Here is a 15,093-nt window from a genome sequence, read left to right as displayed (position 1 = left end):
CGCTGCGGGCCGGAGCGAACGGATCCGAAGGAATCCACCCGGCCCTGTCGCGGCTTCCCGCAACGACAGCCATGGTTAGCGACGTGCGGGGCGGGACGCAATGATGTGACGTACTACCCAACATCGGATAAATGTCCGAAATAATACGTTCTGCGGCACTTACGTGCTGTTCGGGCGGCCCCCGGCCCTACTACCCGCCTTAGGATGTGACACAGCTCCTATGGGTGGCATCACATCCACGGGACCACATCGAGGGCCCCGACGGGGCATCGGCGACGCGCGAGCCGGGGGCAGGCGAAGCGGAACGGCTCACGGCCCACAGCCCGGACGCGAACGTCTCCCGGCTCCCGCCACCGCGGTGGCGCCGCTGGGTCCTGCGCCGGTCGGATGTGGTGAGGCGCGGCGTCCGATCGGCGCGGGGAGACGGAGCGGCACGACCGGCCCGGGCCCGCAGGCCGACCGAGCCGGAGAGGCAGAGGCCGATACCGGCCCACCGCCGAGTGGATCTGCTGAGTGGGCCGTTCAGGGTGGCTGACTCCGCAGCCGGCCGGCGTAATCCTTCGATGGGAAGCCCCTGTTCGTCCGGACAACCGGGTCACTCCTCGGAAAGAACCGCCTGAGCCATACGCCGCGCCTCGTCGGCCGAGTCCGCCGAACGGGCGGCGGACGCCGCGCGCTCGCACGGGAGGCTCGGATCCGTGGCCCGCACGTGGCCACCTCCGGACGGGCACCAAAGGGGCCTGGTCACAACGGGCACGGCGAGTCCGTCTTCGCCTTCGACGACAAGATCTGCCACAGCTGCCGACCGGGGTGGGTCGAACAGCCTTCTGCCGACCTGCCCGGCCTGACCTGGTTCACCGCCCTCGGCCACGGAGCCCGGCTGCTCAGCGGCCCGCTGTCCCGTCCCGCGGCTTGGCTGGACGGCCTGGTCGCCGCCACCACGCTCACGATGGGCCGGCTGCTGCCGGCCGGCGCCTGACCGTCCCGCGTTCCGCACCGCTTTGCGCTCGTCGAGCTCCAGCGCCCCTGGGCGCGCATCATCAAAGGAGGGGAGACCATCGACGAGGAGTGGCGATGAGGTTGTCGTTCCTTGAACCCCTCTACGCGGAGCCGGGCCCGTTCGCCTCCGTGTACCTGGACACCTCCCGAGACGTCGAGCATCCCGAGCGGGCGATCGCGCTGCGCTGGCGGCGGCTGCGCGAGAGTCTGTCCCGTCAGGGCTCGGACCGGGCGCTGCTGAACGTACTGGAGAAGGTGGTCGGCGCCGACACAGAGGTGCCGGGGGTGCACGGTCAGGCCATCTTCGCCGCCCACGGCACGCTCGTCCTGGACGGGGAGCTGCCCAGGCCGCCCGAGCACGACTCCGCGCGCTACAGCACCCTGCCGGACGCGATGCCCCTGGTCACCCAGCACGTTCCGGAGATCCCCTACATGGCCGTAGTCGTCCACTACGGCGGCCTTCCGACCGCCGAGACCCACGGCTGGGTAACTCTGGAGGCGGAGACCGGCACCTGGCCCGCGTCCACCGTCACCCCGGGTGAGCGGCTGCACCGCAGGGTCGCGGTGGCGACCTGGCACCGCACCTCCCTCCGGCTCGGCCACCGGCTGGACGAACGGGCGCGGCGCGCCCATGCCGACGCCGTCGTCGTGGGCGGCGACGAGTGGGCGTGCAACGTACTGATCCGCCGCCTGCCGCACACTCTGCGGGACAAGGTCGTACGCGTGGGCGGCCGGACCCCCACCGACACCGGACGCGCCCTGTTGGAGCCGCAGCTCGACGGCGTCTTCCGCGGCCGCATGGCCGCGCACGACCGGGAACTCGTGGACATCTTCATCGGCCGGCGTGCCCTGGACGGACCCATGACGGAGGGGCTGGCCGCCACCGTCGCCGCCCTCCAGCGTGGCCAGGTCGCGGCACTGCTGCTGAACCGGCCGCCAGCGTCTTCGCTGCAGCTCTGGGCGGGCTCCCAGCCCACTCAGCTCGCCCTGACCGAGGCGGAGCTGATGTCCTTCGGCGTGCGGGCCCCGCGCGAGGAACGCGCCGACGAGGCCCTCGTCCGGGCCCTTGTCGGCACCGGTGCCGAGCTGGTCGTCGTACCGGAGAGCGAGCTGAGGCTGTACGAGGGCGTGGGCGCCCTGCTGCGGTACACCGACCCGGGGACCCCGTCCTGACGCCGGCGCACTGCGCCTCCCGGGTCACGGGTCGCCCCTTGCGCCCGACCGCCCCGGATCGCGCCGCGCGCGGAACGTGCCGACACTGGGCTGGAGCGGCAGCGCGGCGGATGAGCGGCGGATGGGGCACATGGACAGGAGCAGGAGCGCGGGCGACCGCACCATGGGCATCCGGGATCGGATGCCCCAGCACTTCCTGGACGCGCTGGGACGCGAGTTCGGCTTCACCCCGCCGACCGAACACGGCTGGGAAACCGTGGAGTCCATCCGGGCCGTGCTCGACGGCCGTGCCAAGGTGCTCCTCGGCGTGGCGGGCAACTTCGTCCGGGCCACCCCGGACAGCCGGGTGACCGAGCAGGCATTGCGCCGGTGCCGGATCACCGCGTACGTCTCCACCAAGCTCAACCACTCGCACACGGTGTGCGGGCAGACCGCGCTGATCCTGCCCACGCTGGGCCGGACCGAACGCGACCTCCAGGTGGGCGGCGAGCAGTTCGTCACCGCCCAGGACTCCATGAGCGAGGTCCGTGCCTCGCATGGCCGGCTGGAGCCCGCCTCCCCGCAGCCGCTCAGCGAGGTGGCCGTCCTGTGCCGGCCGGCCCGCCGAACCCTCGGTGACAAGGTGCCCGTCCCCTGGGAGGAGTTCACCGCGGACTGCGGCGCCCTCAGGGACCGGATCGCCAAGGTCGTGCCTTCGTGAGCCCGGCGGACCTCACCGCGCTCGGGCTCTCCGACGGCGAACGGGTGGACCTCGTGAGTGTCTGGACGGACGGCACCGAGCGCCGCGCGGAGGGCTTCCGGCTGGTCGACCACCCGACCGCACCCGGCTGCGCCGCCGCCTACTGCCCGGAGACCAATGTCCTGGTGCCGCTGGACAGTACGACCGAGATCAGCAACACGCCGACGCCGAAGGGGATCGTGGTCAGACTGGAACGCACCACGACCAAGGCCGCCGGCGCCACCGCCACGGCCCCGCGGTCCGATGGCCCGTGAAGGGACCCCCGAGGACCTGGTCCGCGCGGCCCACGCCGTGGGCGTGACCGACGACCGTCTCCTGGAGGCCGTACGGAGCATCCCCCGGGCGGAATTCGTCCCCGCGGACGAGGTGGCATCCGCGTACCGGGACACACCCGTTCCGCTCCCCCACGGGCAGGTGACCACCCAGCCCTCGCTGATCGCCATGATGGTCTCGGCTCTCGGTCTCACCGGAGACGAACAGGTCCTGGAGGTGGGGACCGGATACGGCTGGCAGACCGCGCTGCTGGCCCGCTTGGCCGCGTACGTCGTCAGCGTCGAGCGCTGGCCCGACCTGGTCGGCGAGGCCCGCCTGCGGCTGGCCGGGCAGGGCGTCGGCAATGCCGAGGTCGTACTCGGCGACGGGACCCTCGGGATGCCGACCTGTGCCCCGTACGACGCCGTCATCGTCTGCGCGGCCTTCCCGCGAGTGCCTGAGCCGCTCGTGGATCAGCTCCGCACCGGTGGCCGGCTCGTCCAGCCGATCGGGCAGGGCGGGCAGGAGCGCGTCGAGCTGTACGAGCGGCGGGCCCGCGGCCTGGTCCACCGCAGGACGGTCACCGGGGCCCGGTTCGTCCGGCTGTACGGCGCCCATGGTTACGACCAGCGGTGACGGGCTCAGCGCTGATAGGTCCCGACCAGGGTGCCGGAGGCCAGCTCCCTGCCCTTCAGGGCACGGTGCACGTCCTCGGCGCCCGGGTGGTCGTGCAGCGGCAGCGGCTCGGACAGGGCGTACAGGCGGAAGAAGTAGCGGTGCGGCCCGTGCCCCGGTGGAGGCATCGGCCCTCCCCAGCCCACACGGCCGAAGCCGTTGGGCCACGGCAGGCCCCCGTGGGGCTTCTGGCCCTCGGCCGCCCCGGTGACCCCCGGATCGATGCCGGTCACCAGCCAGTGCAGGAAGGTCGTCCCCGGCGCGTCCGGGTCCTCGCACAGGAGCACCAGCTCCGTGGCCTCGTGGGGCACCCCCGACCAGGTCAGGGGCGGTGAGATGTTCTCACCCTCCCCGCTGTACCGACGGGGGATCACCGTTTTGTCGTCGAACGCGGTGCTGCTGAGTTCAATTCCGCTCATGCGCGCCGCCATACCCGCAACGGCGGCACCGGCACCGGTCCGCACCCCAAAACCCCCGTTCGGCCGAGCCCACCCGGGCCGCCTCCGGAAGCGGGGGGAAGATGGCGGTGTGCCGACAAGGATCCTGCTCGAGGGCCGCCCTGGCGCAGGCAAGACGACCGCTCTGCGTCGGCTGGCCGCGCTGCTGCCCACCCACGCGGCCACCGGCTTCACCACGGAGGAGATCCGGCAATCCGGCGCCCGCGTCGGTTTCGCGCTGGAGACCCTGGCAGGCCGGCGGGAGGTGCTCGCCCATGTCGACCTGCCCGGTCCGCCACGGGTAGGGAAATACGGCGTCGACCTGGGCGTCATGGAACGACTGGCGCTGCCGTCGCTTCGGCCGGCAGCAACCGAGGAGGCAACAGGGCGGCTGGTGCTCATCGACGAGCTGGGGCGGATGGAACTGACGTGCACGGCGTTCCGGCACGCGGTCGACGCGCTGTTCGTCGCAGAGGTCGACGTCGTCGCCACGGTCCACACGCACCGCGATCCGTTCACCAACGCCCTCAAGCGCCGCGCCGACATCGAGGTCATCCAGCTCACTCCGGCAAACCGGGACGTCCTGCCGGGGGAACTCGCGGCCCGGCTGGTCGGCGGCAACCGCAGGAGCTGACACCCGCCATGTCCACGGCCCGAAGCCGATCGCCCTCCCCGTCACCGCCGTCACGTGCCTTGAGGATCGCGCCCACATCGAGCGCACCGTCGTGCTCGACCTGGAGGCCGGCGTCCAGCAGCTGCGTCTCGGGCCGGTCAATGCGCTGGCCGTCGACCGGACCCTCCATGCCGAGCTGACCGCCGATCACCCCGCGATCGTGCTCGACGTGCGGATCGTCCCCAACTGGACGCCGCGCGGGCCGCTGCCGAAATCTTGAACGTCCCGCTGCGGTGCGGCTTGAGATTCTCCTCGCGCCAGATCCTCGCCACGTAGTGCCAGGACACCGAGATACCCTCGCGCCGCTTCAGATGATCGGCAAGGGTTCGCGTCGACCAGTGCGACAACCCCGAATCAGCCGGCGGGGACATCTTCGTCAACGCGACCACGCGACCACGCGTCTGCGGCGGCACCTGGTCACGCGGCCCGCCGCGGCGTTTCTCCTCCAGCCCGGCCAAACCGTGCGCGGCATAGCGGGCCTTGCAACGGTCCACCGTCACCGGCGATACCCCGGTGAGTTCGGCGATGTCCTTGCGCCGCCGCCCCTCTGCGGACCACAACACGATCCGGGCCCGCAGGGCCACATCGGCCGGCACGTGACGCGAGGCGGTCAACTCTCGCAAATCGGCGACCTGTTCAGAGTGGAGGTCCATGTCGGGCTCAACAAGCCAACCAGCATCAAGTTCCACGAACGGGATCACGAGACACTAGTGTGATGCGCCAAAAACGCTACGGGCGCGACGCACTCGCACAAGACGCGACCTCGCTGCGTAGGCGACCGAGTGAGCCGCTGAGGTGTCCGCACGGCAAGGAAGGCGTCCGGTGCCGCCGGGGTCAGCCCGACTTCGGCGGCTTCTGCGCGTCGAAGGCGAAGAGAGTGTTCTTGGCCGCGGCCACGATCACTGCACGCCCCGCGACGGTCACGCGCGGGCTTGCGCCCTGTTCGCCCGTCAAACCATCGGCCTGCGGATCTGTTGTCCACAGGGGTTTGCCATCGTACGGCGACAGCGCGACCACTCGGCCGGTGGCCGAGCTGAAATACAGCGCGTCGGCTCCCGCCACGGGACCCGACGCGCCCTCCACGCTCGTCTGCCGCGACCACTTCTTCCGGCCGGTCGCGGGGTCGAGCGCCGTGACGAGACCGGTCTGCCCGCTCACGTAGACAATGCCGTCCGCCATGCCGGGCGTCCCCGCGTATGTCTTGGCCAGCCGGGAGTACGTGACCTTCTGCGAGGCCGGGTCGACCCGCGCCACCCCGTCGTAGCCGGCCAGCGCCGTTCCTTCCATGTGCCCCTGAAGGAGTACGAGCCTGCCGTTGGCGACGCCCATCGGCACGGCGGGGCCGTTAACCGCGATGGGCCTGCCCAGTGTCCCCGAGGTGCGGTCGACCGTGTACAGGGTGGGGTGGCGCACCTCTGAGGCATCCACCTCCGCATCCGTCGCGCACATCGCGAGGAGCTGTGGGCCCACCGGGACGGGAGCGCACTGTGTGCCCGCGGGGAACGGCGCCGTCCAGGCCACCTTGCCGCTGTGCGCGTCCCGGGCCTCGAAGCGGGAGTTGGAGGCGTCGACCGTCACGACGGCGGAGCCGACCACCACGGCGTCCTGAGTCCGACCCGTGACAGCCTTCGACTGAGCGCCGGACGGCACGGACCACAGCTTTCGGCCCTTGTCCGCGTCGATTGCCACCACCTCGCCGGCGGGGCCCTGCGGGGCGTCCTGGGCGGCGAAGCGGTAACCGAGCACCGTATCGTCGGTCGCGCCCACCAGGTGCATGCCCTGGACGGGGACGCCCGGACTCTTCTCCGTCCACACCCGCGAGCCGTCCGAGGCCCTGATACGGGTCGCCACGACTCCGCCGCCCCCGCAGAACAGCGCGTCGCCGCGCGCGACGCAACGCAGCTCGTCGGGGATGTCCTCGCGGCCGCCCTGCACGGTCTTGCGCCACGGCTTGAAACCGGCCGGAAGTGCGGCACCCGGCGCCGCGACGCTGTTGCCCTTGTCGACGCCGCTGTTCCCCCCAAAGCCGTCGGCCGTCACCGCGGCGACCCCGCCGCCGATCGCTGCCACCGCGACCGCGGCCGCGAGCACGGGACGCCATCGGCGGCGCAGACGGCGGCCGATGGGGGTACCGGTGTTCCCCGTATCGGGACCGACCGGGGCGGTGGCCGGGGCGATCGGCGACAGGGTGGCCCGCGTCGCGAAGTGATGCTGGGTGATCACGTCACGGGTGCGGCCCGCGCCAACCCCGTCCGCATCGGTCCCGCCGAGGTCAACCGGCAGGTCCCGCAGCAGCACGAGGAGTTCATCCGCCGAGGGGCGCCCCTCGGGCTCCTTCTCCAGGCACGGCTCGACGACCGCGCGCAGAGCCGTCGGCACGGCACCCAGCGCCGGCTCCTCGTGCACCACCTGATACGCCGTCATGTACGGGCTGTCCGCATCGAAGGGCCCTTGCCCCGTCGCCGCGTACACCAGCAGAGTCCCCAGCGAAAAGACATCGGACCGCGGCCCCACACCACGCGGCGCCTGCAACTGCTCCGGCGACATGAAGGGCGGCGTACCGATGACCCGCCCCGTCATCGTCAGCGTCTGCTGGTCCATCGCGCGCGAAATGCCGAAGTCGATGACGCGCGGGCCCTCGGGCGAGAGCACCACGTTCGAGGGCTTCAGGTCACGGTGGACGACCCCCACCCGGTGGATGTCACACAGCGCCTCCGCCAGCCCGATGGCGAGCCTCCTCAGCTCCGCTCCGTTCAGCGGGCCCTTCGTGGCGATGCGCTGGGCGAGCGTGAGCCCCTCGATATAGGTCGTCGCCATCCACGGCTGCTCGGCCTCAGGGGCAGCGTCGACCACGGCGGCGGTGAACGCGCCGCTCACCCGCCTCGCCGCCGCCACCTCCTGCCGGAAACGGATGCGGAACTCGTCGTCCCCCGCGAACTGCTGGTGGATCAGTTTGATCGCGACAGGTCGCCCCGAACTCATACGGGCCAGAAAGACCGTGCCCATGCCACCCGAGCCGAGCCGCGCCTCAAGCGGATAACCGCCGATCTCGGCTGGATCGCCTACGCGCAGCGACACTCTTCCCGACCTCCCGTCCCCCGTGCACCTCTGCCACCACGGGCCTGCGTACCTGTCCTGCACACAAACTAGCCGCAGGGCAGTACGGCAGAGCAAAGCGGGTGACGAACAAGGAGCCCAGGGCTGCTCCCGTGCCGCACACGACGAAGCCCCGCCAAGCATGGGCGAATTCGAGGGGTCGTTGCAACACGTGGTCGGTTGTTCAGGCCGCGAGCAGTTTAGACAGGCGCTCGGCTGGGGTTTCCCAGCCGGGCGTTTTGCGTGGGCGGCTGTTGAGTTCGGCGGCGACGGCGTCGAGGTCTTCGCGGGTGTGCCGGGCCAGGTTGGTGCCCTTGGGGAAGTACTGGCGGAGCAGGCCGTTGGTGTTTTCGTTCGAGCCGCGCTGCCAGGGACTGCCTGGGTTGCAGAAGTAGACCGGGATGTCGGTGGCGATGCTGAAGGTATGCCTCGCGCCCACGCGTCAGACGGCGCCCTTTCCGGTTCCGGTCCTCCCGGATCTTGAAGTCCATCGCATCCCCTGAGCTGGGGTGTTGCGACGACCACTGGAACTCAAGGGAGCATGGCGGGGCTTCGTCGTGTCCTGGAACACCGCACTGTGCGGCCCACCGCCACACGCAGAACCCCGTCGGCGCAAGCCGACGGGGGTTCGTGACTTCTCACACACGTATCACCAACAGCGCCGACGCCTCTGGACCACAATGACCTGACCTGCACTTACCCTCACATGGGCCACCTGGACCACACAAGACGCGATCTACAACCTGTGCCATGTGGTACCGATGCAGCCGCCCACACTGTGCAGGCACCACGGACAGCACCCCAGCAGAAGGCCGGCGACCTCTTCGCCAGCGGATCAAGATCCGGGCCATTCCCGGACCATCGTCGCACAACATGGCTCAGAAGCCGCCGCTTTGGCTGGCCAGCAGGGCAATGCCCCGTGTACCACCAGCAGACGAAGAACCTGCTGGCCGCCTTCGCCCACCCTGCGGCAGCAACGCGCGCTGCTCATTTGGTGCGGCCGGGCTTCCCCTCTACAGTGCCACCGAAGCGACTCACTGACCGAAGAAGCTCAACCGGACTTTACGGTTGGTATTGCTCCTGTTCGTATCGACCAGACACACCGACTGCCACATCCCCAGTTCCAGCCGCCCCTCGATCACCGGCAGCGTTGCGTGCGGCGGGACGAGGGCGGGGAGTACGTGGTCGCGGCCGTGGCCGGGGCTGCCGTGGCGGTGTTGCCAGCGGTCGTCGGCGGGAAGCAGGGTGTGGAGGGTGGCCAGGAGGTCGTCTTCGCTGCCCGATCCGGTTTCGAGGATGGCAATGCCGGCGGTTGCGTGCGGTACGAAGATGTTGAGCAGACCGTCCCTGGCCGCGGTCCGGGTGAGGAACTGTTCGCATTCGTGCGTCAGGTCGGTGACGGTCTCCGTCGATCCGGTGGTGATGTGCAGGACGCTGGTGGTGAAGGCGTGGGGCATGCCGCCATCCTCTCGCTCATGCGGCGAGATCACGCGTCCACGCGCCCGCATACTCGAAAGGCTGCTGCAATGGCGACCGACCTTCACGGGGCAGTGAGCTCCCCCGCCGCGCCCGACCGGCCCGAGACCGCCGTGCGGGTCGAGGGGCGCCGTACGGTCCGCTTCGGTATCCGGCTGCACACCATTTCCCGCGACTCGTCGCAGGAGGCGTGGGCGACGGCCGACCGGCTGCTGGGCGATCTCGACCCGAGACGATCGCCGCTGCTCAGCAGGCGCTGGGGCAGAGCGAGTCGGTCGGGCAGCAGCGAGTGCCGGCGCTGCACGGCGGCTCACGCGACAATCTGGAGATCTCGCCGAATCTGTGGGCGGGCGTCGGTCTGGTGCGGGGCGGTGCGGGCGCCGCGCTGGTCGGGAGTCATACGGAGGTCGCCGACCGGATCGAGGAGTACCACGCACTGGGTGTGGACCACTTCGTGCTGTCCGGTTACCCGCATCTGGAGGAGGCGTACTGGTTCGGTGAGGACGTGACGCCCGAGTCGGCGGCGCGTGATCTGCTCTCGACCGTACCGGCGTCGCCGTTGCTCGGTGTGCCCGCGGCGAACGGCCGGCCGGCGTCCGCGCCGGGCGGGGCTCCGCTGCTGATCGCCGGTGGACGCTGAGCCGGGTGGTGCGGTGAGCCGGAAGGCCGGGCCGGTGTGTCGCCGTGCCGGCGCGTCGGCCGGTGTGAGGGAACCGCTACAGATCGCGGGAAGATCCTCGCCCCCGAAGAAGTTAGTAGAAGCGTGAACAACTTTGGGGTGGCCGCAACGCACACGGTCGATGTGGTCGTGGTGGGCGCCGGACAGGCAGGACTGTCCGGCGCCTACCATCTGCGACGCGCAGGAATGGAACCCGACCGTGATTTCGTCGTGCTCGACCACGCCCCGCGCCCCGGCGGCGCCTGGCAGTTCCGCTGGCCCTCGCTGACGTACGGCAAGGTCCACGGCATGCACGCCCTGCCCGGCATGGAACTCACCGGAGCCGACGACAGCCGACCCTCCTCCGAAGTGATCGGTGAGTACTTCGACGCGTACGAGCGCGCCTTCGACCTGCGGGTTCACCGGCCGGTCGAGGTGAGCGCCGTACGCGAGGGCGACGGCGGGCGACTGCTCGTCGAGACGTCCGAGGGTACATACGCCACCCGTGCCCTGATCACTGCCACCGGCACCTGGGACCGGCCGTTCTGGCCGCGCTACCCGGGCCAGGAGACCTTCCGGGGGCGGCAGCTGCACACCGCGAACTACCCGGGGCCCGCCGAGTTCGCCGGGCAGCGCGTGGTGGTGGTGGGCGGCGGCGCCTCCGGTACGCAGCATCTGATGGAGATCGCCGAGGTGGCGGCCGTGACGTACTGGGTGACGCGTCGGCCGCCGGTCTTCCGGGAGGGACCGTTCGGCGCGGACCAGGGGCGGGCCGCTGTGGCGATGGTGGAGGAGCGGGTGCGGCGCGGGCTGCCGCCGCAGAGTGTGGTGAGCGTGACCGGGCTGCCGCTCACCGACGCGATCCGGCGGGCCCGCGAGGAGGGGGTGCTCGACCGGTTGCCGATGTTCGACCGGATCACGCCGACCGGCGTCGCGTGGGGCGACGGCCGGACCGTCGAGGCCGATGTCATCCTCTGGGCGACCGGGTTCCGGGCCGCCGTCGATCATCTCGCGCCGCTGAAACTGCGCGAGCCGGGCGGCGGCATCCGGGTCGAGGGCACACAGGCGGTACGGGACGAGCGCATCCATCTCGTCGGGTACGGGCCGTCCGCCAGCACGATCGGCGCCAACCGGGCGGGGCGGGCCGCGGTGCGTGCGATCACACGACTGCTGGACACGGCGGGGGCGGAGACCGGAGCGGAGACGGAAACGAGGACGGACGAGGAGCTCATGCCGGCCGTGGTGTGACGGCGCCGCTGCTCAGCCGCCGGACGCGCTGCGGCGGTTGCGGTTGAACTCCTCCACGTTTCGCTGCTGTTCCGCATAGCTGCTGGTGAAGCGGGTGTCTCCCGGCGCGACCGTGACGAAGTACAGCCACGGTCCGGGGGTGGGTGTGATCGCCGCCATCATCGCCTGCTCGCCCGGGTTGCCGATGGGTGTGGGCGGCAGCCCCTTGCGCTCATAGCTGTTGTACGGACTGTCGATCTTCGTGTCGCCGGTGGTGGTGTCCAGGATGCTGCGGTTCAGCGCGTAATTGAGCGTGGAATCCATCTGGAGCGGCATGCCCCGGTCGATCCGGTTGTAGACGACCCTGGCGACCTTGCCCATGTCGCCCTCAGTGTCCGCCTCGGCCTGCACGATGCTTGCGATCGTCACCGTCTGGTACACCGGGACGCCGTTGCGCCGCGCGCCTGCGGTGATGTGGTCCGCGCCGAAGCGTTTGACCGCCGTGTCGACCATGTACCTGAGCAGGCTCTGCGGGGTGGACTCGGAGGTGACGGGGTACGTCGCCGGGAAGAGGTAACCCTCGGGATTGCCCTTCGCCTCGGCCGGAAGCGGCAGATCTGACGTACCGGCGGCCTTCTCGGTGGTGCCGGATGCCACGGCCAGGGTCTTGTCGACTGCGGCGTACACCTGGGACGCCCGCCATCCCTCGGGGATCACGAGCGGGCGAGCCCGCTCGACCTTCGGCCCCCGTGTCAGCAGCGGTACGAGGACAGCCGCTGCCACGGCGAGGACGAGGATGATGCCGATGAGCAGCACCGGACGACCGCGCCGGGTCGGGCGGCGAGTGCGACGAGGCGGGGTGTCCGGGGACTCGTTCACCATGCGGGCACGCTATCCCGCCGCCCGGAACCCCCACCTGGACGACACGGGCCCACACTCCATGAAGAGAACACACGAACAGGGGATCGGGTGTTCGCTGGAACGCGTGATCGTTTCGCTGTTCGTTGCTCAACTCCCCTGCGGCAGATGATGATTACAGGGCGCAAGCGACGGGCTGCAGACCGAGACTGCGCAGTCCCATAGATGCACCATGTACAAGGAGAAACACCGGATGAACCTCATCACCAACCTGCTCGCCGGCATCGTCCACTTCGTGGGTTGGCTCGTCTGACCATTGCTCCGCCCGGCGCCGTCGCTCCCCGTCCCACGGGAGTGGCGGCGTCGCCGCGTGTACGGCCCCGGCGGGGGCACGCCCGACCCCGCCGATCAGCTTGGCGCGGGTGCCAGTTCGGTGTCCCGCCGGACCAGGGCGGCGTAGCGGCCGTCCTGTTGGAGGAGTTCGTCATGACTGCCGCGCTCGGCGGTTCGGCCGCCGTCCAGGACGACGATCTGGTCGGCGTCGCGGACAGTGGAGAGCCGGTGGGCGATGGTGATGGTGGTGCGTCCCGCGGAGAGTGCGTCGATCGCTTCCTGCACGGCGAATTCCGTGCGGGTGTCGAGGGCGCTCGTCGCCTCGTCGAGCACCAGGACGGGCGGGTCGCGCAGGATCGTACGGGCGATGGCAAGGCGTTGCTTCTCGCCGCCCGAGAAGCGGTAGCCGCGTTCACCGACCAGGGTGTCGTAGCCGTCGGGCAGCGAGGCGATGTGCTCGTGGATCTGCGCCGCACGGGCGGCTGCCTCGATTTCGGCGTCGGTCGCATCCGGCTTGGCGAAGCGCAGGTTGTCGGCGACCGAGGCATGGAAGAGATACGTCTCCTGAGAGACCACGCCCACGGCCCGCGCCAGGGTGTCGAAGTCCAGATCGCGTACGTCGACACCGTCGAGCGTGACCCGGCCGCCGGTGACGTCGTAGAGCCTGGGCACCAGATAGCTGAGCGTGGACTTGCCGGACCCGGTCGGTCCGACGACCGCCAGGCTGCCGCCGGCCGGCACGGTCACATCGACGCCACTGAGGGTCGGGCCGCTCTTCTCGTCGTAACTGAAGTCGACGTCCTCGAAGCTGATCTCACCTCGGATCTTCTCCAGCCGGACGGGGTTCTCGGGCTCGGTGATGTCCACCTCGAGATCGAGGTACTCGAAGATCCGCTGGAAGAGCGCGAGGGACGTCTGCATCTGCACCCCGGTGGAGAGCAGGCTCACGGCGGGCCGGAAAAGACCCTGCTGAAGCGAGACGAAGGCGACGAGTGTGCCGATGGAGACGGCGGGGCCGCCGGACTGCAGGGCCAGGCCCGCCGCCCAGTAGATGACGGCGGGCATGGCGGCCATGACGATGCCGATCGTCGACATCCGCCACCGCCCGGCCATGCTGGAGCGCACTTCGAGGTCGACCAGCTTCTCGGACTCCTCGGCGAAGCCCTTGGTGAGGGAGTCCGCCCGGCCCATCGTCCGGCCGAGCAGGATGCCGCTGACGGAGAGCGACTCGGTGACCGTGGCCGCCATGGCGGCCATCTGCCTCTGGCGCTGGGTGGTGATCTTCTTGCGCTCACGGCCGACCCTGCGGCTGATCCAGACGAAGACCGGAAGCAGGAGGAGCGAGACGAGGGTGAGCCGCCAGTCGAGCGCGAGCATGGCGACGACCGTGGCGACGACCGCGGTGAGATTGGAGACCAGTGACGTCGCAGTGGAGGTGACGGTCGCCTGCATTCCGCCGATGTCGTTGGCGATGCGGGACTGCACCTCGCCGGTGCGGGTCCGGGTGAAGAAGGCGAGCGGCATCCGCTGCAGCTGCGCATAGACCGCGGTGCGCAGGTCGTGCATGACGCGCTGGCCGACCGTGGTGGAGATCAGGGTCTGCAGGACACCGAAGACGCTGTTCATCACGGCGGTGAGGATCATGCCGAGGGCGAGCAGCGACAGCAGTCCCGTACGCCCCTGCGGGATGGCGGTGTCCAGGATTTCGCGCAGCAGGAACGGCGAGGCGACCGACACCAGCGACGAGGCGCCGACGAGCAGCCCGACCAGGGCGAGCCGGCCTCGGTAGGGACGGAAGAGGTGCAGGATGCGGCGCAGCTCGGCGGGCGGGCGGCTCCCGTCCCGGGGCGGGGGTGTCCAGGTGATTTCGTCGGGTTTCATGGGCTCCTTCGTCGGGCGCGCGACAGCGAGGAATCAGACTGAAGACTCAGCCTCGGGACTCAGCCTCGGGACTCGGACTGGGGACTCGGACTTTCGAGAGCATAGCTCATTGTTACCTATACTCACAATGCATAAGGTCCTGATATTGTTCCCCTCATGGACTCCTCCGACGCCGATGGCGTGCTCGCCGAGCAGTTGCTGCGGGTGACCCGCAGGCTCCAGCGGATTCAGAGCCGCCAGCTGGAGCCGATCGGCATAACTCCCGCACAGTTCCGGCTGCTCCGCACCGTCGCGCATTACGACGGGCCGCCCCGGATGGCGGACCTCGCGCAGCGCCTGGATGTCGTCCCGCGTGCCGTGACCAGTCTGGTCGACGGCCTGGAGGCGAGCGGCCGGGTGCGACGCGCCCCCGATCCGGACAGCCGCCGGGTGGTCCGGATCGAAATCACCGAGGAGGGCCTCGCCACCCTCCGGTCGCTGCGCGACGCGCGCCGGGCCGCCGCAGAGGAGATCCTGGCCCCGTTGACCGCCGATCAGCGCGAGGTGCTCGGCGGGCTGTTGTCCACCGTGGTCAACGGAATGCCGGAGCGCCGCTGCTGAACCCGTGCGGACACGC

12 protein-coding genes and 4 pseudogenes are annotated in these 15,093 nt (G+C 70.3%); 9 read left to right on the top strand and 7 right to left on the bottom strand.

From position 1 onward, the window contains the following. Positions 1–709 precede the first annotated feature (709 nt). The 4 genes and pseudogenes from ACZ7IB_RS32835 (at position 710) to ACZ7IB_RS32820 (ending at position 3,799) form a co-directional block, all read left to right on the top strand. Positions 710–979: a hypothetical protein gene (locus ACZ7IB_RS32835; RefSeq protein ID WP_470917559.1), complete on the top strand. Its 270-nt coding sequence runs from the start codon at positions 710–712 to the stop codon at positions 977–979. A gap of 95 nt (positions 980–1,074) precedes the next feature. Then, a complete protein-coding gene (locus ACZ7IB_RS32830) occupies positions 1,075–2,172 on the top strand; it encodes a baeRF2 domain-containing protein (protein WP_470917558.1) in 1,098 nt (365 codons plus the stop codon). Positions 2,173–2,311: 139 nt separating this feature from the next. Further along, positions 2,312–3,165 (top strand): annotated as a pseudogene (locus ACZ7IB_RS32825) (hypothetical protein); the annotation flags it as partial. Continuing rightward, positions 3,155–3,799, top strand: coding sequence for a protein-L-isoaspartate(D-aspartate) O-methyltransferase (locus ACZ7IB_RS32820; protein WP_470917557.1), 645 nt, complete (start codon positions 3,155–3,157; stop codon positions 3,797–3,799). The pseudogene ACZ7IB_RS32825 and the gene ACZ7IB_RS32820, both read left to right, overlap by 11 nt. 5 nt (positions 3,800–3,804) lie before the next feature. On the opposite strand, the gene ACZ7IB_RS32815 is transcribed toward ACZ7IB_RS32820, so the two are convergent. After that, entirely contained in the window at positions 3,805–4,257 is a 453-nt protein-coding gene (locus ACZ7IB_RS32815; RefSeq protein ID WP_470917555.1) for a YbhB/YbcL family Raf kinase inhibitor-like protein, read from the bottom strand. A gap of 109 nt (positions 4,258–4,366) precedes the next feature. Between ACZ7IB_RS32815 and ACZ7IB_RS32810 the strand changes: the two genes are divergently transcribed. After that, on the top strand, positions 4,367–4,909 hold the full coding sequence (locus ACZ7IB_RS32810; protein ID WP_470917553.1) for a nucleoside-triphosphatase: 543 nt from the start codon (positions 4,367–4,369) through the stop codon (positions 4,907–4,909). A gap of 22 nt (positions 4,910–4,931) precedes the next feature. After that, a pseudogene (locus ACZ7IB_RS32805) lies at positions 4,932–5,159 on the top strand (DUF4140 domain-containing protein); the annotation flags it as partial. Here ACZ7IB_RS32805 and ACZ7IB_RS32800 read toward each other — a convergent pair. From ACZ7IB_RS32800 to ACZ7IB_RS32785, 4 genes and pseudogenes are all read right to left on the bottom strand, one after another. Continuing rightward, complete coding sequence (locus ACZ7IB_RS32800; RefSeq protein WP_470917562.1) at positions 5,047–5,601, bottom strand: helix-turn-helix domain-containing protein; 555 nt, start codon at positions 5,599–5,601, stop codon at positions 5,047–5,049. The pseudogene ACZ7IB_RS32805 and the gene ACZ7IB_RS32800 overlap by 113 nt on opposite strands. Before the next feature lie 181 nt (positions 5,602–5,782). Continuing rightward, positions 5,783–8,026 carry a serine/threonine-protein kinase gene (locus tag ACZ7IB_RS32795; RefSeq protein WP_470917551.1) on the bottom strand — a complete coding sequence of 748 codons (2,244 nt, stop codon included), beginning with the start codon at positions 8,024–8,026 and terminating at the stop codon, positions 5,783–5,785. A gap of 202 nt (positions 8,027–8,228) precedes the next feature. Further along, a pseudogene (locus ACZ7IB_RS32790) lies at positions 8,229–8,465 on the bottom strand (IS30 family transposase); the annotation flags it as partial. Positions 8,466–9,078: 613 nt separating this feature from the next. Beyond that, positions 9,079–9,501: a secondary thiamine-phosphate synthase enzyme YjbQ gene (locus tag ACZ7IB_RS32785; protein WP_470917549.1), complete on the bottom strand. Its 423-nt coding sequence runs from the start codon at positions 9,499–9,501 to the stop codon at positions 9,079–9,081. Between the two features lie 141 nt (positions 9,502–9,642). Between ACZ7IB_RS32785 and ACZ7IB_RS32780 the strand changes: the two are divergent. Both ACZ7IB_RS32780 and ACZ7IB_RS32775 read left to right on the top strand, forming a co-directional pair. Further along, positions 9,643–10,160: pseudogene (locus tag ACZ7IB_RS32780) on the top strand (LLM class flavin-dependent oxidoreductase); the annotation flags it as partial. 123 nt (positions 10,161–10,283) lie between these two features. After that, the gene (locus tag ACZ7IB_RS32775) at positions 10,284–11,426 is read left to right on the top strand and encodes an NAD(P)-binding domain-containing protein (protein ID WP_470917548.1); all 1,143 of its coding nucleotides are present in this window, start codon (positions 10,284–10,286) and stop codon (positions 11,424–11,426) included. Positions 11,427–11,438: 12 nt separating this feature from the next. On the opposite strand, the gene mltG is transcribed toward ACZ7IB_RS32775, so the two are convergent. Further along, on the bottom strand, positions 11,439–12,287 hold the full coding sequence (mltG, locus tag ACZ7IB_RS32770; protein ID WP_470917547.1) for an endolytic transglycosylase MltG: 849 nt from the start codon (positions 12,285–12,287) through the stop codon (positions 11,439–11,441). Between the two features lie 384 nt (positions 12,288–12,671). Continuing rightward, the gene (locus ACZ7IB_RS32765; RefSeq protein WP_470917545.1) at positions 12,672–14,477 is read right to left on the bottom strand and encodes an ABC transporter ATP-binding protein; all 1,806 of its coding nucleotides are present in this window, start codon (positions 14,475–14,477) and stop codon (positions 12,672–12,674) included. 156 nt (positions 14,478–14,633) lie between these two features. Here ACZ7IB_RS32765 and ACZ7IB_RS32760 point away from each other — a divergent pair, with 156 nt between their 5' ends. Beyond that, positions 14,634–15,077, top strand: coding sequence for a MarR family winged helix-turn-helix transcriptional regulator (locus ACZ7IB_RS32760; RefSeq protein ID WP_470917544.1), 444 nt, complete (start codon positions 14,634–14,636; stop codon positions 15,075–15,077). Positions 15,078–15,093: the final 16 nt, after the last annotated feature.

Source organism: Streptomyces sp. NPDC037301 (assembly GCF_055602785.1).
Note: the sequence above shows the minus strand (reverse complement) of the source record. Positions and strands in the feature narration are given on the sequence as shown.

Excerpts from the sequence above, each read along its gene's own strand:
- ACZ7IB_RS32830 (WP_470917558.1), top strand. The coding sequence starts at position 1,075 with ATGAGGTTGTCGTTCCTTGAACCCCTCTACGCGGAGCCGGGCCCGTTC.
- ACZ7IB_RS32820 (WP_470917557.1), top strand. The coding sequence starts at position 3,155 with ATGGCCCGTGAAGGGACCCCCGAGGACCTGGTCCGCGCGGCCCACGCC.
- ACZ7IB_RS32815 (WP_470917555.1), bottom strand. The coding sequence starts at position 4,257 with ATGAGCGGAATTGAACTCAGCAGCACCGCGTTCGACGACAAAACGGTG.
- ACZ7IB_RS32800 (WP_470917562.1), bottom strand. The coding sequence starts at position 5,601 with ATGGACCTCCACTCTGAACAGGTCGCCGATTTGCGAGAGTTGACCGCC.
- ACZ7IB_RS32785 (WP_470917549.1), bottom strand. The coding sequence starts at position 9,501 with ATGCCCCACGCCTTCACCACCAGCGTCCTGCACATCACCACCGGATCG.
- mltG (WP_470917547.1), bottom strand. The coding sequence starts at position 12,287 with ATGGTGAACGAGTCCCCGGACACCCCGCCTCGTCGCACTCGCCGCCCG.
- ACZ7IB_RS32765 (WP_470917545.1), bottom strand. The coding sequence starts at position 14,477 with ATGAAACCCGACGAAATCACCTGGACACCCCCGCCCCGGGACGGGAGC.
- ACZ7IB_RS32760 (WP_470917544.1), top strand. The coding sequence starts at position 14,634 with ATGGACTCCTCCGACGCCGATGGCGTGCTCGCCGAGCAGTTGCTGCGG.